This window comes from Nonomuraea angiospora, from assembly GCF_014873145.1.
In the GTDB taxonomy this organism is placed as follows: domain Bacteria; phylum Actinomycetota; class Actinomycetes; order Streptosporangiales; family Streptosporangiaceae; genus Nonomuraea; species Nonomuraea angiospora.
In genome coordinates this window covers 8,113,642-8,131,551 of sequence record NZ_JADBEK010000001.1, presented here as the reverse complement: position 1 = coordinate 8,131,551, position 17,910 = coordinate 8,113,642, and the positions used below count along the sequence as shown (strand labels likewise).

Below are 17,910 nucleotides of genomic sequence, written 5' to 3'. Positions count from 1 at the left end.
CATCCTTGGACAATGCGCTACATAGTGATCGGGGCCGGAGCAGTCGGCGGAACCATCGGTGCCCGCCTCCACCAAGGCGGGCACGACGTTCTCCTCGTCGCGAGAGGCGCCCACTACGAGGCACTCAAGCGTGACGGCCTGCGCCTGATCACCCCCGAATCCACCGAGACCCTCGATATCCCCGCCGCCGACGGCCCCGTCCCCGCGCGTGAGGACGACGTGCTGATCCTGGCCACCAAGTCCCAGGACACCGTCTCCGCGCTGGCCGGCTGGCCCTCCGACCTTCCCGTGGCCTGCGCCCAGAACGGCGTCGCCAACGAGCGCATGGTCCTGCGGCGGTTCGACCGCGTTTACGGCATCTGCGTGTGGCTGCCGGCCCAGCATCTGGAGCCCGGCGTCGTCGCCGCGTACGGTCACCCGTACTCGGGCCTGCTCCACGTCGGACGTTATCCCCAGGGTGTGGACGACCTCGCCGAGCGGATCGCCGGCGACCTCGGCAAGCACGGCCTGGTGGGCCTGACCCAGACCGACGTCATGCGCTGGAAGCACGGCAAGCTGCTCAGCAACCTGGGCAACGCCGTGGAGGCGCTCGTGGGCCACGCTCCCGGCAGGGAGAAGGTGGTCGAGGCGGCCAGGGCCGAGGCCAGGGCGCTGCTCGACCGGGCCGGGATCACGTACTCCACGCCGGAGGAAGAGGCGAGCCTGCGCGGCAACCAGGTGGACGTCCGGCACATCGAGGGCATCGTCCGCGGCGGCGGGTCGTCGTGGCAGAGCCTGGCCAGGGGCAGCGGCTCCATCGAGGCCGACTACCTCAACGGCGAGATCGTGCTGCTCGGCCGCCTGCACGGCGTGCCCACCCCGGTCAACGAGGTGCTGCGGCGCGAGGCCAACACGTTCGCGCAGGAGAAGCGGCCGCCCGGCTCGATGCCGCTGGAGACTTTGCAGGCCCTCATCGACGGGCGTTGCGCAGCCTGATCCCGCTGAACTCCAGCGTGCTGGCGATCACCTCGTCCCAGAACGGCCACAGGCTGGGCAGCACCCTGAGCTGGATCCCCGCCTCCTCGTGCAGCTCGAACAGGTCGCCCACGCGTTCCGGCGGGCCGAGCGGGATCACGGCGACCGTGGACACCACGGCGGACGGCGGGTCGCCGATGGGCGCGAAGCCGTCCGCGGGCAGCCGGTAGGCGTACAGCCGGACCTCTCTGATCGCCTGGAGCCAGCCGTACTCGATGGCGTGGACCCGCTGGCCACACCCCGCGCCGACGATCCGGGCCGTGTCCTCCTTGGTGGTGCGCGGCCCGACCCAGGCCATGGCCCGCGGGCAGGCGCGCGGGAACCAGTAGTCGGGGCAGCGGTCGTGATCGACGGCCCACACGTACGACTCTTTCAAGCTCGACGTCGGCGCCACGTGCGGGACGAACCGCTCGATCGTCGGGTCCTCGGAGAAGTGGAGCACCTGCCCCGGCTCTGGTCTCATGACGGCAATCGTTGCGCATACCTCATCCCCGACAGGGCAGGGGAATCGGGCTCTTACGACAAGGGGTGAGTTGGATGATTCTGCTTGGAGTGCTCTTGGTCCTCCTCGCCGGCAGCGCGGTGGCCATCGTCCTGACCGAGGAGAGCGCCAGGTACATCCTGTTCGGGTACACCTTCGAGCCCAACCAGGTGGAGATGTTCCTGGCGGGAGCGGCCACCGCGGCCGTCCTGCTGCTGGGCCTCTGGCTGATCGGCTCGGGCTCGCGCAGGTCCGCCAGGCGCCGCCGCCGGTTGCTGGGCGCCAGGGCCGAGGCCACCGACCGGGTGGCCCAGCTGGAGAACGAGAAGCGCGAGCTGGAGAAGCGCCTGCGGCACTCCCCCGAGCCGGGCGACCGACTGGTCGCGCGCGACTCGGAGGAAGCCACGCGGTGACTCACTGGCGCGAGGGCACCAGCTTGCCCTCGCGCCAGAGCGCGAACCCCGTGATGAGGGCGCCGAGCCCTTCCCAGAGCCCGACGCCGAAGAACTTGGCCGGCGCGGCCCCCGTCACCACCAGCGTGGTGAAGACGGCGAACGTCACGAGCCTGAACGGCACCGTCCACCGGAAGAACGGCGTGTAGTCGTTAGAAGCCGCAAAAACGTAATAAACGCCCATGTTCACCGCCGCCATCGACGAGGCGGCCATATAGACCAGCGTGTAGTCCCCGGCGGGACGGACATCGAGCACCTCGAAACCCAGCATGGCCAGCAGCGAGTCGGGTGAGACCAACCCGAGCAGGCCGAGCACGAAGGCGAGGAATCCGAAGACCGCGATGGTCCAGCCGGAGAAAGAACGCGGAAGACGCACAGAAATCCTTCCAAAGGGGGGTGTACTCTGCGAGGCGATCTCATCTTGCACCCGGAGGTCGCATGCCCCCCACGCGTGGTCGCCCCATCGCCGTGAAACTACTCGTCCTCCTGTTCGTCCCGCTGCTGTCCCTCGTGGGCCTGTGGGCGTTCGCCGCGGGCCTGACCGGCGGCGACGGCATGCGCCTGCTGTCGATCAAGGACTTGGCGACCAACCTGGCCGACCCGTCCGAGCGCGTCAACATCGAGCTGCAGGACGAGCGGCTGTTCTCCGTGGAGTTCCTGGTCAGCGGCCAGGGCGCCGCCAAGATGGCCAAGCAGCGCGGCGAGACGGACAAGGCCGTGACGGCGTTCCGCACGCTCGCCAAGAACCAGCGTGACCTGTCACCGGAGATGACCGCGCAGCTCGCCGCGCTGAACAGCAAGCTCGACCAGCTCACCGAGGTCCGCCGCGAGGTGGACGGCGCGACCGTGGCGCCGCTCGACGTGATCGACGGCTACAGCCAGATCGTGGACGCGTCCTTCCGCATGTACGACGCCATGGTGCTGGTGCCCGACATGGCCCTCTACAAGCAGGCCAGGGCGGTGACCATGCTGGGCGAGGCCAAGGACGTGCTGTCCAGGGAGCGGGCGCTGGTCGCGATCGTGCTGGCCAAGGGCCGGGTGGAGCCGAGGGAGCACGAGGCGTTCACGGGGATGGTGGCCACCAGGCGGCTGCTGTTCTCGCAGGCGCTCTCGCATCTCGACCGCGGCCTGCGCGGCCCGTACGCGCGGCTGGCCGAATCACCGGTCTACAAGGAGTTCCTGGACGCCGAGGATGCCATCCGCGGCCAGGCGGCCACCAACGGCCTGCCCGTCACGGCCGCCACCTGGCCCGTCGACGGCCAGAACCTGTGGGCGGCGGTCGAGCGCAACCAGGCCCTGGCCGTCAAGAGCCTGGTGAACCGGGTGACGCCGACGGCCATCGGCATGCTGATCAAGATCGGGGTCGCGGGTGGCGTCGGCCTGATCGCCGTCATCGCGTCGATCATTCTCTCGCTGCGCTTCCGCAAGCGGCTGGTGCGCGAGCTGGCCGGGCTCCGCGACGCCGCCACCGAGCTGGCCGAGGTGCGGCTGGCCGGCCTGGTCAAGCGGCTGCGCACGAACACGGCCCCGCCCACCGCCGACGAGGTCGCCCCGATCGAGGTCAAGTCTCAGACCTCCGAAGTACGCGACATCGTCCAGGCGTTCAACGACGTGCAGTCCACGGCCGTCGCGGCCGCGGTGAGCCAGGCCCGGCTCCGGCACGGCGTCAGCCAGGTCTTCGTCAACCTGGCCAGGCGCAACCAGTCGCTGCTGCACCGGCAGCTGCTCCAGCTCGACAGCATGGAGCGGGCGACGGAGGAGCCCGAGGTCCTGGCGGACCTGTTCAAGCTCGACCACCTCACCACGCGCATGCGCAGGCACGCCGAGAGCCTCATCATCCTGTCGGACCAGGCGCCCGGCCGCGGCTGGCGCAACCCGGTGCCGATCCTCGACGTGCTGCGGGCGGCCGTGGCGGAGGTCGAGGAGTACGAGCGGGTCGAGATCCTCCAGCCGCCGCCGGTCGCGCTGCTCGGCGCGGTGGTCACGGACGTGGCCCACCTAATGGCCGAGCTGATCGAGAACGCCACCCTCTTCTCGCCGCCCCAGACCAGGGTGGACCTGCGGACCTCGACCACCCCGCACGGGCTGATGATCGAGGTCGAGGACCGCGGTCTCGGCCTGGTCAGGGCCGAGCTGGACGAGCTCAACGAGCGGCTGGCGAAGATGCCGGAGTTCGACCTGGCGCAGAGCGACCGGCTCGGCCTGTTCGTGGTGAGCAGGCTCGCGGCCAGGCACGGCATCAGGGTCACTCTCGCACCCTCCCCGTACGGCGGCCTGACCGCGATGGCCTCCCTGCCCTCGTCGCTCCTGGCCGATCAGCCGGTCATGAGCGGGCGGTCATGAGCGGGCGGTAGCCCCTACGGCACGACCTGGAGCAGCGCCTGGTTCTTGGCCTTGGGCGGCTCGGCCAGCCGCTGGAGCTCGTTGCCCGCGCTGTCGAACACGACCAGCGTGTTGTGCGCGTGGGCGGCCGCGTGGGCGGCGGCCGCGTGCCCCGGCTGCGTGCGCGGGGCGGCCATCCGCATCACGAGACGGCCGTCCGGCAGGTAGTACGCGCCGATCGCGTCGCCCTTGGCGGGCAGCTTCAGCCTCTTGCCCGACGGGATCCCGAGGATGACCGGCTTGAACGTGGTGGGCCAGGTCCTGGCGGCGGGCGCCTGCGCGCCCTCGGGGAACGCCACGACCGCCTTGGTGCCGTCGGGCGACAGGCTCTGCACGTGGGTGATGGACTTGACGCCCTTGACGACGACGGTCTTGCCCGTCTTGGCGTCGAGCCGGTGGAGCCCGTCACCGGTGCTGGTGTAGCCGGCGAGGTAGCGCCCGTTCCCCGACCAGGCGAGGTGGCAGACGCCCTTGGACACGCCCAGCTTGCGCGGGGCGTTGCTGCCGTCGGCCCGGACGGCGTTGATGGTGCCGTCGGCGCTCGGGTAGGCCACCTTGGTCGAGTCGGCGGACCAGACCGGGGTGAGACACGGCGTGCTGCCCTGGAGACCGCTGACGATCGTCCTGGTCTTGCCGCGCTCCCTGATGTTGAGGTTGCCGCTCTCGGTAATCCAGGCGACCTTGGTGCCGTCGGGCGACGCGGCGAACTGCGCGGCTCCGAAGCTGGCGAGCGGGTGCCACTCGCCGGCGGCCGTGTATCGGCTGAGCTGGTTGCCTGCCGCCGCGTAGACCGCGGCCCCGGACAGATCAGGCGTGGGCGCCGCCCACGCCGCCGACGGGACTACCAGAGCGGCGCCGAGTGCGACACCGGTCACAACGCGTATCTTCATGGCTACCCATCGTGCCGGGAAAACCTCACAGACGCAGGAACGGCTCGCCGAAGTGAGCGGTCGCCAGAATCGCTCGCTCGCCCCTGAGCGCCGTGAGCACCTCCGTCCGCGTGCGCGCGGCCGCCTCCTGATCGTCGTCGTAGGCGTACCGGATGGCCGGGTCGTCGAGCTGCACCGGGTGGAGCACGAGGTCGCCGGTCATGGCCACGTCGCCGACCCTGGCGATCTGGTGGCCCAGCGTGTGCCCGGGCGCGTGCTGCACGTGGACGCCAGGCGAGACCTCGGCGTGGCCCTCGACGACGTGCAGCTGCCCCTTGATCGGGGTGAGGAGCCGGTCGAGCACGGCGCCCTGGGCGGCGTCCACCTCGGCCTGCTGGAGGACGTACCGGGCGTTCTCGAACGCGGGCCTGCCCTCGGCCACCACGCCGCTGGCGTGGTCGCTGTGCAGGTGCGTCAGGACGACGGTGCCGATCTCGGCGGGCGAGACACCCGCGGCGGCCAGCTCGCCGGCCAGGGTGCCGGGAACGGGGGCCCAGCTCGCGGCCGGTGAGTCTTCGTCACCGATGCCGGTGTCGACGAGGGTCAGCCGACCGGCCGCGTCGCGGATCAGGTAGCAGTGGAAGTGCAGGACCCAGGGCTCGTCCTGGAGCCCGGAACCGGGGAACATCTCGGCGAGCGGGCGGCGGATCGCCGCTCCCATGGGACCTACGGCGTCGCAGAGCGGCGTCACCTCGACGCCGGACACTGTTATTGAGGTATGCGGCACTCGCCCAGATTAAGCGGCTACGGCTACCTGCTCGCGCGGAACGAACTCGTTCTCGATGTCGGCCGCGTAGACGGCGCGGCAGCAGTGCGCGCACCTGTACATGATCGGGCCCTCGTCGAGCTCGTGGTGGCACCGCGGGCAGTGGTTGACGGTCTTCATGGTGCTCCCCCAAGGAGTTTTCTGTTGGTTCCATGGAACCCTCACCGAGTTGCAGGGGTCCTGCATGTCACTTGACACGATGGCGCTGCTTCGACGGGGGCCCTATGCCCTCCGGCACACCGGGTGCGGTAATTTTCCTCGCAGTACGGTGCCGAGAAGAACATTGTCACGTCCCCCTGCCCGCGTCCGTGGGAGAAACTCCGAGAACGGTCCGGGAATAGCCCAAGAGGGCTAGGCGTTTACTGGGCCAGATGGTGTGGTATCTTGCCACCAGGCGTCGAGCTTCGGCTCCGCCGGTCTTCATCTGAGTCTCGCCCCGGTTCTCTCCAGGGGCCCGGCTTCCTTCTTTCCGCACCGCGCCCGACCGCTTCCGGGCTGATCCGGCGCATTCCCCCAAAGGGGTTTCACCATGTCTGTACACATTCCTGAGCAGCGTGCGGACGTGCCCGTCCGCCAGGTCGAGGGCCTCCTGGACGTACGCGAGAAATCCGCGTTCCTCCGGGCCGGGCACCTCCCCGGACCCGGCGACGTGCGCCTCACGCCCGACAAGGTACGGCAGTTCGACCTGCGGCCCGGCGATCACGTCGTCGCGTCGTTCGCCGGCAACAAGCTCGTCGGCGTCACCTCGGTCAACGGCGCCGCGCAGTGGCGCGACCGGCCAGGGTTCGCCGAGCTGACACCCGTACATCCGACCGAGCGGCTCAACATCGAGACCGAGTCGCTCAGCACGCGCGTCATCGACCTCTTCGCGCCCATCGGCAAGGGGCAGCGCGGCCTCATCGTGGCACCGCCCAAGGCCGGCAAGACCATGGTCCTGCAGGCGCTGGCCGCCGGGATCACCCGCAACCACCCGGAGGTGCACCTCATGGTCCTCCTCGTGGGCGAGCGGCCCGAGGAGGTCACCGAGATGCGCGCCACGATCTCCGGCGAGATCTTCTCCTCCACCTTCGACCACCCCGACCGCGACCACACCGCCGTCGCCGAGCTCGCCATCGAACGCGCCAAGCGGCTCGTCGAGTCCGGCCAGGACGTCGTGCTGCTGCTCGACTCGCTGACGCGGCTGGGGCGGGCGTACAACAACCTGGCGCCCGGCGGCGGCCGGGTCCTCACCGGCGGCATCGACGCCGGGGCCCTGTACCCGCCCAAGCGCTTCTTCGGCGCCGCCCGCAACGTCGAGGGCGGCGGCTCCCTCACCATCCTCGCCACCGCGCTGGTGGACACGGGGTCGCGGATGGACAACAACCTGTACGAGGAGTTCAAGGGGACGGGGAACATGGAGCTGCACCTCGTCCGCGAGCTCGCGGAGCGGCGGCTCTTCCCGGCCGTGGACCTGGACGCCTCGGGGACGCGGCGGGAGGAGATCCTGCTGCACACGGAGGAGCGGCAGGCGGTGTGGCGGCTGCGGCGCATGCTCACCGCCCTGGAGAAGCGGCAGGGCCTCGAGATCCTCGTCGACAGGCTCCGCTCCACCCCCTCCAACGCCGCCTTCCTCCTCGAGGCCGCCACCGCCGCCTGACCCCCGCAGTCCACCTCTTCTCATCAAGCCCGCCCCCAAGGGACGCACGGCGCCCAGCCTCCCGCCGACGCGCGAGCACATCCCTTGGCACGCCACCTCGCAGCCCGCGCCGCCCTCCTGGGACGCAAGCCACCACCCGACGCACACTCCGCTCGGCGGCGCTACGCCTCACCCTGCGCGCCCCTCAAAGGACGCACGCCACCCCACAACGCCGGCGCCCCTTCAGGCACGCACGCCACCGCTCGATCCAGGGCGGCACGGGGACGCCCACGTCAGGAGCCCAGCCCCGTGTGACGCCCGCCCCGTGGAAAGGGTTCCCGGGTGGTAGGACGAGAATGGGCGGCATGCTGGCCGATATCGTCGAATACCTAGCGTGCCCCGTCTGCCGAGCCACCCTCCGGCTCGACGCCGGCGCGCTGCGGTGCGCCCAAGGGCACGCCTTCGACGTCGCCAAGCAGGGCTACGTAAGTCTCCTGATCGGCAACAAACCCCCGGGAACCGCCGACAGCCCCGAGATGGTGGCAGCGCGGGCGCGATTTCTCGATGCGGGCCACTACGCACCACTGCACGACGCAGTAGCAGAAACCGTACGAAAGTACGCGTACAACAAGAACGTTCCAGCAGAACATGAGGACTCCACCGAAACGAATGACGGCACGGGGCTGAGGGCGTACCGTGGGGCGGGAGTGGAGGCCGGTTACGGCGCTGGATCAACGGATCCCGCGTACGTGCCGGAAATCGACGGCGATCGTCGCGCGGAGGGCAGGGCCGCGCCGTTGATCGTCGACGCAGGCGCGGGCACCGGGCACTACCTGGCGGCCGTGTTGGACGCGGTGAACGATGGCATCGGGATGGCGTTCGATGTGTCGAAGCACGCTGTGCGCCGGGCGGCGCGGGTGCATCCCAGGGCAGGGGCGTTCGTGGCCGACGTGTGGCGTCCGCTCCCCATCAGGGATGGGGTGGCCGATGTGGTGATGGACGTGTTCGCGCCCAGGAACGGGCCCGAGTTCAGGCGGATCCTGCGGGCCGGCGGCGTCGCGGTGGTCGTGACCCCGGCGGCGCGGCATCTGAGCCCGCTGGTCGAGGAGCTCGGGCTGCTCTCCGTGGACGAGGAGAAGGAGCGCCGGCTGGCGCGGAGCCTGGAGGGCTTCGCCGAGGTGGAGCGACGTTCGGTCGAGTTCGAGATGGAGCTGGGGCATGACGACATCGCCCAGGTGGTCGGGATGGGCCCGAGTGCGTGGCATACCGACACAGCCGAGCTTGACAGGCGAATAGCGGGATTTATCTCCCGAAATGTCATGAACGGACAGCAAAAAGTAGTAACGCACGCCGCGTTTCACGTGTCTATCTTCGAGCCCGTACCCCGATCAAGACCCGTATCTTGACGGGCATGTGGGACTGGTGTTACTGATGGGGCATTTAGTCCGAAATTCCCCCACATTCTCCGAGTTTTTCCCCGGCACACGCGCAATACTGGACGGCATCCCGCGCCCGGAGGCACGGGACATCAATGGGAGGGGGCGCACCGGATGAAGGCGGAGGAACGCTGGCAGGCCAGGTTCCGCGCGTCGCGCATGACGCTGCCGTCCTGGGCGCGCCAGGCCCCCAACCGCTCCATCTACCGCTCCAACGCCACCGGCACCTGGGAGGTCTACGCCTGGGAGCGCGTCACCGGCGCCGTCCGCCAGGTCACCGACCGCCCGAAGGGCACCGCGTACGCCGCCATCGACCCCACGGGCCAGTGGATCTACTGGTTCGCCGACACCGACGGCGACGAGTTCGGCGTGTGGTGGCGCCAGCCGTTCGCCGGTGGCCCCAACGAGCCGGTCGCCCCCGACCTGCCGCCGGGCCAGCCCGGCGGCATCGCCCTGTCCACGACGGGCGTCGCGGCGATCAGCATGGCCAGCGAGGGCACGTTCAGGATCCATGTCGTCCGCGTCGGCGGCCCGGCGACGCTCCTGTACGAGCACACCGAGGCCGCCTGGGTGGCCGACATGTCCCTCGACGGCTCGCTCATCGCGATCAACCACGGCGAGTACGGCGACTTCCGCCACCCCGCGCTCCGCGTCGTCCGCCCGAGCGGCGAGACGGTGGGCGAGCTGTACGACGGGCCCACCAAGGGCGTCACCGGCCTGCACTTCGCCCCCGTCGTCGGCGACCGCCGCCTGCTGGCCCTGCACGAGCGCCGCCAGCGCCACGAGCCCCTGGTCTGGGACCCGGTGAGCGGCGAGCAGCGCGAGATCTGGCTGAGGGACCCCGGCGACCTGAACGCCGAGTGGTACGACGACGGCCGCGGCCTGCTCATTCTGCGCGACAACCGCGCCCGCACGTACCTGCACCGCTACGACCTCGCGGGCGGCGGCCTGACGCTCATCGACACGCCGCACGGCGTGATCGACGAGGCGGCGCCCCGGCCCGGCGGCCACGTCGAATACTCCTGGTCCAGTGCCTCGCGCCCGCCGGTCATCCGCTCCAGCAGCGGCCAGGTCGTGGTCAACCCCGGCGGCCCGCCCGCCCCGCCGAGCGTCCCCGTCGAGGACATCGACGTCGAGGGCGAGGGCGGCCGCATCCACGCGCTGGTCTCCAAGCCCGAGACGGGCGTCGCCCCCTACCCGGCCGTCTTCCTGCTGCACGGCGGCCCGACGGCGCACGACCGCGACGCGTTCTCGCCGGAGGTCGCGGCCTGGGTGGACGCGGGGTTCGCGGTGGTGCGGGTCAACTACCGGGGCTCGACCGGGTACGGCTCCGCCTGGCGCGACGCGCTGCACGGCGACGTCGGGCACATCGAGCTGGCCGACGTGGCCGCCGTACGCCAGGTCGTGGTCGACCGCGGCATCGCCGACCCCAACCGGATCGTGCTGGCCGGCGCGGCCTGGGGCGGCTATCTCACGCTGCTCGGCCTCGGCACCCAGCCGGAGCTGTGGGCGGCCGGCATCGCGGCGGTGCCGATCGCCTGCCACCAGACCTCGTACGAGGACGAGGCGGAGAGCCTGCGCGCCTACCACCGCGCGCTGCTCGGCGGCTCACCCGACGAGCAGCCGGAGCAGTACGCGGCCAGCTCCCCCATCACCTACGTCGACCAGGTCAAGAGCCCGCTGCTGATCCTCGCGGGCGAGAACGACTCGCGCTGCCCGCTGCGCCAGATCGAGAAGTACGTGGCCAAGCTGGCCGAACACGGACGCGAGCACGAGGTCTACATGTACGACGCCATCGGCGGCTCGCTCGTGGTGGCGGAGCGGATCGCGCAGACCGCGCTCCAGCTCGACTTCGCCAGGAAGCACCTGCATCACAGTGACATTTGACACACTATAAAAAGTTCGCTGACCGATCGACTTGACCGTCGGACTCTCCCGGTGACAGCATGTGGCGACGCTGTCACAGGGAGGCGTTGTTGAGCGGATTAGCGGGCGCGCAGCACCACGATGGCCAGGTCGTCCTGGCTCGGCTCCGAGGCGAAGTCGGCGGCGCCCCTGCGGATGCGCTCGGCCACGGCCCTGGCCGACAGCCCGGCGCATTCGGCCAGCAGCTTGGCCAGCCCGCCGTCGTCGTCGAGCAGCCGGCCGCCCGAGCGCCGCTCCGTCACCCCGTCGGTCACCGCCAGCAGCACGTCGCCGTGCTCCAGGTGCACCGTGTCGGCCTCGAACATGACCTCGTGGAAGACCCCCAGCAGCGACTGCGGCGTGGTCACGGCCTCCACCTTGCCGCTCGGCTTGAGCCGCAGCGCCTCGGGGTGCCCGGCCGAGACCAGGCGCACCTCCAGCCCGGTCGAGACGGGCGTGATGTCGCCGTGCAGCAGAGTGAGAAACCTGGCGCGCTCGCCCTCCTCCAGGATCGCCTGGTTGAGCCGCCCGAGCACGGCGGCGACGCCATAGCCCTCGCGGGCCAGCAGCCGCAGCGTGTGGCGGGCGAGCCCGGTCACGGCGGCGGCCTCGGGGCCGGTGCCGCACACGTCGCCGATCGCGAACCGCCACGAGTCGTCGCCCGCCTTGAACAGGTCGTAGAAGTCGCCGCCGACCTCGTTGGTCTCGCCGGCGGGCTCGTAGATGACGCCGTAGTCGAGCCCCGGGACCTCGGGCTCGTTGGGCGGCAGCAGGCTGCGCTGGAGCGCCCGGTTGGCGGCGGCCTGCTGGGCGTAGAGCCGGGCGTTGTCCATGGCCAGCGCGGCACGCCTGCTGATGTCCTCGGCGAACTGGATGACGTCGTCGGGGAAGCGGTCGGGCCGGCCCAGGCACATCATGCCGAGCCCGCGCCCGCGCGCCGTGAGCGGCACCGCGAGCACCTGCGAGTCGGCCAGGTGGACGGTCGAGGTGACCCTGGCGTCGGCGGCGGCGACGTCCATGTCGGCGAGCTGCTCCCGCAGCCCGTCGATCCTGGCCTCGTCGGCGTGCCAGAGATAGACCAGCCGCATCGGACCGGTGGAGCCGTCGGAGGTGTAGACGGCGCACCAGCTGGACAAACGCGGCACTACGACTTGGGCGATGATGGCAGGTACCATGTCCGGGTCGAGCGTGCCCGCGAGCAGATCGCTCGCATCGGCGAGGAAGCCCAGCCAGTGTGGCCCTCGGGCGCTCTCCTCCAACCATTCGGCTGCCACCCTGTCCGGAGAGCCAGGTAGCGTGAGCCTAGCCCAATGGACACGGGACTCGCCCGTGAAGGTGACTCCCCACTCTTCGACATTCGCGGAAGGAGCTTTCGGATCGCCCTGTGAGAGGCTGCGCTGCCTCAGTTCTACCTGTACGCCATCCCCGAGATGCTTCCAGATCACCTCAAACGGCTCGTCAGCGACCTGCTCGGCGAGATCCCCCGCGACTTGTTCGGCGGTATGGAGCACGCCACCGGTGGCCCACGCGGTCATCACTTCGCGCGTGAACCTCATCGCAGCCGTCACAGCGGTATCGCCCGGCGCGAACGTCGCAGCGAGCACCGCATGGGGAGAAGCAGTCATCCCACCGTGCCTACCACACTTCCAGCTGACTTGGGGTAAATCCAAGGACAGGACTACGAGCTACTCATCGTGACAGACTTGAATCACTCGCCGGAGCCCGCCGCGAGTGAAGGAGGCCCCATGACCACGGCCAAGGCCGCGCCAAGCCCGGAGGAGAGGACCTACACCGAGTCGGATCTCATTCCCATCCTCGAGACTCTTTTCTCCTGGCGGGACGGTGATTTCCGGCGTCGTGTCCCCCACGCGCCTCCCGGGATCCTCAGCGAGGTCCGGCTGCTGCTCAACGAAGTGGCCGACCGCCGCGAACACCTGGCCAACGAGCTGGTGCGCGTTCGTAAAGAGGTCGTCAGGGAGGGCCGGTTCGGCGAGCGGCTGACGCCCGGGCCGGGCGTCGGCGCGTGGGCGGAGAGCGTCGAGTCGGTCAACCAGCTGATCGACGCCCTGGTGAGCCCCGTGAGCGGCGCGGCCGACGTGATCGACGCGGTCGCCAAGGGCGACCTGTCACGCCGGATCGACCTCGACCGCTCCGCCAGGGGCGAGGTGCGCCGCCTGGGCAAGGCCATCAACGGCATGGTCGACCAGCTCGCGCTGTTCAACAGCGAGGTGACCAGGGTGGCGCGCGAGGCCGGCACCGAGGGCCGGCTGGGCGGCAGCGCCAACCTGCGCGGCATGTCGGGGAGCTGGCGCGACCTCACCGAGGCCGTCAACACGATGTCGTCCCGCGTGGCCGCGCAGGTGCGCGACATCGCGGTCGTGACCACCGCGGTGGCCAAGGGCGACCTGAGCCGCAAGGTGACGGTCGACGCCGTGGGCGAGATGTTCGAGCTGAAGAACACCGTCAACACGATGGTCGACCAGCTGTCCGGCTTCGCCGAGGAGGTCACCCGGGTCGCCCGCGAGGTGGGCACCGAGGGCCAGCTCGGCGGCCAGGCCCAGGTGACAGGCGTCTCGGGCGTCTGGAAGGACCTCACCGACAACGTCAACTTCATGGCCAACAACCTGACCTCCCAGGTGCGCAGCATCGCGACCGTGGCGACGGCGGTGGCCCAGGGCAACCTGTCGAAGAAGATCACCGTCGATGCCGAGGGCGAGATCCTCCAGCTCAAGGACACCCTCAACACGATGGTGGACCAGCTGTCCTCCTTCGCCGACGAGGTCACCCGGGTCGCCCGCGAGGTGGGCACCGAGGGCAAGCTGGGTGGCCGGGCCGAGGTGAAGGGCGTGTCCGGGGTCTGGAAGGACCTGACGGACAACGTCAACTCGATGGCCAACAACCTGACCTATCAGGTGCGCAACATCGCCCAGGTGACCACCGCCGTGGCCAACGGCGACCTCACCCGCAAGATCGACGTGGACGCCCAGGGCGAGATCCTCGAGCTCAAGTCGACCATGAACACGATGGTGGAGCAGCTGTCGTCGTTCGCCTCCGAGGTGACCCGAGTCGCCCGGGAGGTGGGCACCGAGGGCCAGCTGGGCGGCCAGGCCCAGGTGCGCGGCGTGTCCGGGGTCTGGAAGGACCTCACCGACAACGTCAACTTCATGGCCAACAACCTGACCTCCCAGGTGCGCCAGATCGCGGCCGTGTCGTCGGCGGTGGCCCAGGGCGACCTGTCGAAGAAGATCACCGTCGACGCGCAGGGCGAGATCCTCCAGCTCAAGGACACCCTCAACACGATGGTGGACCAGCTGTCCTCCTTCGCCGACGAGGTCACCCGAGTGGCGCGCGAGGTGGGCACGCAGGGCCAGCTCGGCGGACAGGCCCGGGTGACCGGCGTCTCGGGCGTCTGGAAGGACCTCACCGACAACGTCAACTTCATGGCCAACAACCTGACCTCGCAGGTGCGTAACATCGCCGAGGTCACCACGGCCGTGGCCAACGGCGACCTCACCCGCAAGATCGACGTGGACGCCCAGGGCGAGATCCTGGCCCTGAAGACCACCATCAACCGCATGGTGGACCAGCTGTCCTCGTTCGCCTCCGAGGTGACCCGAGTCGCCCGAGAGGTGGGCTCCGAGGGGCAGCTGGGCGGCCAGGCCCGGGTCGAGGGCGTCGAGGGCACGTGGAAGCGGCTCACCGAGAGCGTCAACGAGCTGGCCGGCAACCTCACCACGCAGGTGCGCGCCATCGCCACCGTCACCAGCGCCGTGGCCCGGGGCGACCTGACCCGCTCGATCGCCGTCGAGGCGCAGGGCGAGCTGGCGGAGCTGAAGGACAACATCAACTCGATGGTGGCCAACCTCCGCGAGACCACCCAGGCCAACCAGGAGCAGGACTGGCTCAAGTCCAACCTGGCCCGCATCTCCCGGCTCATGCAGGGCCACCGCGACCTGCTCGAGGTGGCCAAGCTGACGATGAGCGAGCTGACGCCGCTGGTCTCGGCCCGCTACGGCGCCTTCTACAGCATCGACCCCGAGGGCGACCACGAGCTGATCCTGATCGGCGGGTACGGCGTGCGCCCCGGCCAGGGCCCGCGCCAGCGCTTCGCGATCGGCGAGGGCATCGTCGGCCAGGCGGCGGCCGAGGGCCGGCACATCATGCTCGACGACGTGCCGCCGCAGTTCATCACCATCGACAGCGGGCTCAGCCAGTCCACGCCCGCGCAGATCGTGGTGCTGCCGATCCTGTTCGAGAGCCGGGTGCTCGGCGTGCTCGAGCTGGCCTCGTTCACGCCGTTCGGCGAGGTGCACCTCGACTTCCTGCGCCAGCTCGTCGAGACCATCGGTGTCACGATGAACACGATCATCGCCAACTCCCGCACCGAAGACCTGCTCACCGAGTCGCAGCGGCTCACCAGGGAGCTCCAGGAGCGCTCCGACGAGCTGCAGCGCCAGCAGGAGGAGCTGCGCAGGTCCAACGCCGAGCTGGAGGACAAGGCGGCGCTGCTGGCCAAGCAGAACCGCGCGATCGAGATCCAGAACTTCCAGATCGAGCAGGCCCGCCGCACGCTGGAGGAGCGCGCCGAGCAGCTCGCGGTCTCCTCGCGCTACAAGTCCGAGTTCCTCGCGAACATGTCCCACGAGCTGCGCACGCCGCTCAACAGCCTGCTGGTGCTGGCCAAGCTGCTGACCGAGAACGCCGAGGGCAACCTGACCTCGCAGCAGGTGGAGTTCGCCCGTACGATCCACAGCGCGGGCTCGTCGCTGCTCCAGCTCATCAACGACATGCTCGACCTGTCCAAGGTCGAGGCGGGCCGGATGGACATCCACCCGATCCAGGTGTCGCTGCCGAAGATGGTCGACCTGCTGGAGGCGGCGTTCACGCCGCTGGCGCAGGACAAGGGGCTGTCGTTCAGCGTCGACGTCGAGTCCGACGTGCCGAAGGAGCTGCGCGCCGACGAGCAGCGCCTGCAGCAGGTGCTGCGCAACCTGCTCTCCAACGCGGTGAAGTTCACGCCGCGGGGCGAGGTGAAGCTGCGCGTCGCGATGGCCCCGCCCGGGGTCGACTACGACGACGACACCCTGCACGGCGCCGACGACCTGCTCGCCTTCCAGGTGATCGACACCGGCATCGGCATCGCGCCCGACAAGCGCGACGTCATCTTCGAGGCGTTCAGACAGGCCGACGGCACGACGAGCCGCAAGTACGGCGGCACGGGCCTGGGCCTGGCGATCTGCCGCGACATCGCCAGGCTGCTCGGCGGCGAGATCCACGTGGACAGCGAGCTGGGCAAGGGCAGCACGTTCACGCTCTACCTGCCGGCCTCCTACACCGGCCCGCTGGCCGCCACCGACGGCGGCGTGGCCCGCCGCCAGCTGATGACGGCGCCGGCGGAGGAGTCGGCCGCCGCGGTCGCGCCCGAGCCGCCGCTGCCGCTCGACCTGCCGATGCCGGAGCTGGTCGAGCCGGTGGAGACGCCGGTCCAGTGGCAGGGCGACGACCCGCTCAGCGGTGCCAAGATCCTCATCGTGGACGACGACATCCGTAACGTGTTCGCGTTGACCAGCGTCCTGGAACGACACGGTTCCACGGTCGTCTACGCTGAAAACGGTCGGGAGGGGATCGAGCAGCTCGAACGAAACGAGGACGTCGCGCTCGTGCTGATGGACATCATGATGCCGGAGATGGACGGCTGGGCCACCACCTCCGCCATCCGGCGCATGCCTCAGTTCGCCGACCTGCCGATCATCGCGTTGACCGCCAAGGTCATGCGGGGCGATCGCGAGAAGAGCATCGCCTCCGGCGCGTCCGACTACGTCCCCAAGCCGGTGGACGTGGACCGTCTGCTCGAACGCCTGCGCGGCTGGCTGAGCCGCGGGCGCGGGTCCATGTCCGACTCGTCAGCCTCAGCAGCCGAAGGGTCGTGATCGATGCCGGATCGCGCCAAGATTCTCCTCGTTGACGACCGCGAGGAGAACCTGATCGCCCTCGAAGCCATCCTCTCCTCGCTCGACCTGGTGCCGGTGCGTGCCAGATCGGGCGAGGAGGCCCTCAAGGCGTTGCTCAACACCGAGTTCGCCTTGATCCTGCTGGACGTGCGCATGCCCGGCATGGACGGCTTCGAGACGGCCGCGCACATCAAGCGGCGGGAGCGGACCAGGAACATCCCGATCATCTTCCTGACCGTGGTGGACAGCGCGCCCGACTACGCCTTCCGCGGCTACGCGGCCGGCGCGGTCGACTACCTGACCAAGCCGTTCGACCCGTGGGTGCTGCGGGCGAAGGTGTCGGTGTTCACGGAGCTGTACAACATGAACAAGCGGCTGGCCGAGCAGGCGTCCCTGCTCCGCGACCGCGTCAGCGGCGAACTGCCGCCTGGGGTCGGCGACCACGCCTCGGTGCTGCCCGAGCTGTCGCGGCGGCTGACGGCGGTGGAGGACGAGCTGGCGCGGGTGCGGGAGCTGGCCCGCAAGTCCCAGGACCCGGCCCTCTCCGTCCCCCTGTCCGACCTCACGGACCGCCTCAACCACCTCCGCGCCGGCTTCGACGCCATCTCCTGACCCTGACCCTGCCCCTGCCTCCCGACCGACGTCGGCTCACACGCCAAGCACCGCCCCGGAACACCGCACCGCCGCCTCCGCTTCTCAAGCGCCGCGTCGGCGAGCGGCCGGACGGCGCGGCCCGGCCCAACGCGAACGGCGCTCAGAGCGGGCCAGAATCACGGGCGGGCCGGGTGCCGCAGGCGCGTCGCCGCTAGGGACGGGCCAGCGCTGGGGACGGGCGTTGCTGGAGGCGGGCCGGTGCTGGGGCGTGAGGATCGGTGGCGGAGGCGGCCGTGCGTGGCGAGGCGTTGGTGCGTGGGAGCGGCCACGGAGCGGCTCGGCCAGGAGGCCGGAGCGGTCGCGTAACGGGAAGCCCAGTTGCCAG

At 70.1% G+C, this 17,910-nt stretch carries 14 protein-coding genes; 8 read left to right on the top strand and 6 right to left on the bottom strand.

Annotated features, from left to right (window positions below; genetic code table 11):
* Positions 1-12: 12 nt before the first annotated feature.
* A complete protein-coding gene (locus tag H4W80_RS37210; protein WP_192789337.1) occupies positions 13-975 on the top strand; it encodes a ketopantoate reductase family protein in 963 nt (320 codons plus the stop codon).
* On the opposite strand, the gene H4W80_RS37205 is transcribed toward H4W80_RS37210, so the two are convergent.
* A complete protein-coding gene (locus H4W80_RS37205; RefSeq protein ID WP_192789336.1) occupies positions 950-1,477 on the bottom strand; it encodes a DUF6886 family protein in 528 nt (175 codons plus the stop codon). The two genes, H4W80_RS37210 and H4W80_RS37205, sit on opposite strands and share 26 nt — an antisense overlap.
* Before the next feature lie 74 nt (positions 1,478-1,551).
* Here H4W80_RS37205 and H4W80_RS37200 point away from each other — a divergent pair, with 74 nt between their 5' ends.
* Entirely contained in the window at positions 1,552-1,908 is a 357-nt protein-coding gene (locus H4W80_RS37200; RefSeq protein WP_192789335.1) for a hypothetical protein, read from the top strand.
* Position 1,909: 1 nt separating this feature from the next.
* Here the strand turns inward: H4W80_RS37200 and H4W80_RS37195 are convergent, their stop codons facing one another.
* Positions 1,910-2,323 carry a hypothetical protein gene (locus H4W80_RS37195; protein WP_318787241.1) on the bottom strand — a complete coding sequence of 138 codons (414 nt, stop codon included), beginning with the start codon at positions 2,321-2,323 and terminating at the stop codon, positions 1,910-1,912.
* Positions 2,324-2,385: 62 nt separating this feature from the next.
* Here H4W80_RS37195 and H4W80_RS37190 point away from each other — a divergent pair, with 62 nt between their 5' ends.
* Positions 2,386-4,290, top strand: a complete 1,905-nt coding sequence (locus H4W80_RS37190; protein ID WP_192789334.1) for a sensor histidine kinase — start codon at positions 2,386-2,388, stop codon at positions 4,288-4,290.
* Positions 4,291-4,304: 14 nt separating this feature from the next.
* Here the strand turns inward: H4W80_RS37190 and H4W80_RS37185 are convergent, their stop codons facing one another.
* The 3 genes from H4W80_RS37185 to H4W80_RS37175 are packed head-to-tail and all read right to left on the bottom strand — an operon-like array spanning position 4,305 to position 6,144.
* A complete protein-coding gene (locus H4W80_RS37185) occupies positions 4,305-5,219 on the bottom strand; it encodes a TolB family protein (RefSeq protein ID WP_192789333.1) in 915 nt (304 codons plus the stop codon).
* Between the two features lie 25 nt (positions 5,220-5,244).
* Entirely contained in the window at positions 5,245-5,964 is a 720-nt protein-coding gene (locus H4W80_RS37180; protein ID WP_318787240.1) for an MBL fold metallo-hydrolase, read from the bottom strand.
* Positions 5,965-5,994: 30 nt separating this feature from the next.
* Positions 5,995-6,144 carry a hypothetical protein gene (locus H4W80_RS37175; RefSeq protein ID WP_192789332.1) on the bottom strand — a complete coding sequence of 50 codons (150 nt, stop codon included), beginning with the start codon at positions 6,142-6,144 and terminating at the stop codon, positions 5,995-5,997.
* A 409-nt stretch (positions 6,145-6,553) separates the two neighbouring features.
* Between H4W80_RS37175 and rho the strand changes: the two genes are divergently transcribed.
* From rho to H4W80_RS37160, 3 genes are all read left to right on the top strand, one after another.
* Positions 6,554-7,660, top strand: a complete 1,107-nt coding sequence (gene rho / locus H4W80_RS37170; protein ID WP_192789331.1) for a transcription termination factor Rho — start codon at positions 6,554-6,556, stop codon at positions 7,658-7,660.
* A gap of 344 nt (positions 7,661-8,004) precedes the next feature.
* Positions 8,005-9,045, top strand: a complete 1,041-nt coding sequence (locus tag H4W80_RS37165) for a putative RNA methyltransferase (protein ID WP_192789330.1) — start codon at positions 8,005-8,007, stop codon at positions 9,043-9,045.
* 144 nt (positions 9,046-9,189) lie between these two features.
* Entirely contained in the window at positions 9,190-10,962 is a 1,773-nt protein-coding gene (locus tag H4W80_RS37160) for a S9 family peptidase (RefSeq protein WP_192789329.1), read from the top strand.
* A gap of 98 nt (positions 10,963-11,060) precedes the next feature.
* Here H4W80_RS37160 and H4W80_RS37155 read toward each other — a convergent pair whose 3' ends face one another.
* Positions 11,061-12,125 carry a PP2C family protein-serine/threonine phosphatase gene (locus H4W80_RS37155; protein ID WP_318787239.1) on the bottom strand — a complete coding sequence of 355 codons (1,065 nt, stop codon included), beginning with the start codon at positions 12,123-12,125 and terminating at the stop codon, positions 11,061-11,063.
* Positions 12,126-12,725: 600 nt separating this feature from the next.
* Here H4W80_RS37155 and H4W80_RS37150 point away from each other — a divergent pair.
* Positions 12,726-16,910, top strand: coding sequence for a HAMP domain-containing protein (locus H4W80_RS37150; RefSeq protein ID WP_192789327.1), 4,185 nt, complete (start codon positions 12,726-12,728; stop codon positions 16,908-16,910).
* A gap of 3 nt (positions 16,911-16,913) precedes the next feature.
* Positions 16,914-17,543, top strand: coding sequence for a response regulator (locus H4W80_RS37145; RefSeq protein WP_192789326.1), 630 nt, complete (start codon positions 16,914-16,916; stop codon positions 17,541-17,543).
* Positions 17,544-17,910: the final 367 nt, after the last annotated feature.

Bases quoted from the DNA above. Each gene is read 5' to 3' on its own strand.
- H4W80_RS37160 (WP_192789329.1), top strand. From the start codon at position 9,190: ATGAAGGCGGAGGAACGCTGGCAGGCCAGGTTCCGCGCGTCGCGCATG.
- H4W80_RS37185 (WP_192789333.1), bottom strand. From the start codon at position 5,219: ATGAAGATACGCGTTGTGACCGGTGTCGCACTCGGCGCCGCTCTGGTA.
- H4W80_RS37210 (WP_192789337.1), top strand. From the start codon at position 13: ATGCGCTACATAGTGATCGGGGCCGGAGCAGTCGGCGGAACCATCGGT.
- rho (WP_192789331.1), top strand. From the start codon at position 6,554: ATGTCTGTACACATTCCTGAGCAGCGTGCGGACGTGCCCGTCCGCCAG.
- H4W80_RS37165 (WP_192789330.1), top strand. From the start codon at position 8,005: ATGCTGGCCGATATCGTCGAATACCTAGCGTGCCCCGTCTGCCGAGCC.
- H4W80_RS37200 (WP_192789335.1), top strand. From the start codon at position 1,552: ATGATTCTGCTTGGAGTGCTCTTGGTCCTCCTCGCCGGCAGCGCGGTG.
- H4W80_RS37150 (WP_192789327.1), top strand. From the start codon at position 12,726: ATGACCACGGCCAAGGCCGCGCCAAGCCCGGAGGAGAGGACCTACACC.
- H4W80_RS37145 (WP_192789326.1), top strand. From the start codon at position 16,914: ATGCCGGATCGCGCCAAGATTCTCCTCGTTGACGACCGCGAGGAGAAC.
- H4W80_RS37175 (WP_192789332.1), bottom strand. From the start codon at position 6,144: ATGAAGACCGTCAACCACTGCCCGCGGTGCCACCACGAGCTCGACGAG.
- H4W80_RS37205 (WP_192789336.1), bottom strand. From the start codon at position 1,477: ATGAGACCAGAGCCGGGGCAGGTGCTCCACTTCTCCGAGGACCCGACG.
- H4W80_RS37190 (WP_192789334.1), top strand. From the start codon at position 2,386: ATGCCCCCCACGCGTGGTCGCCCCATCGCCGTGAAACTACTCGTCCTC.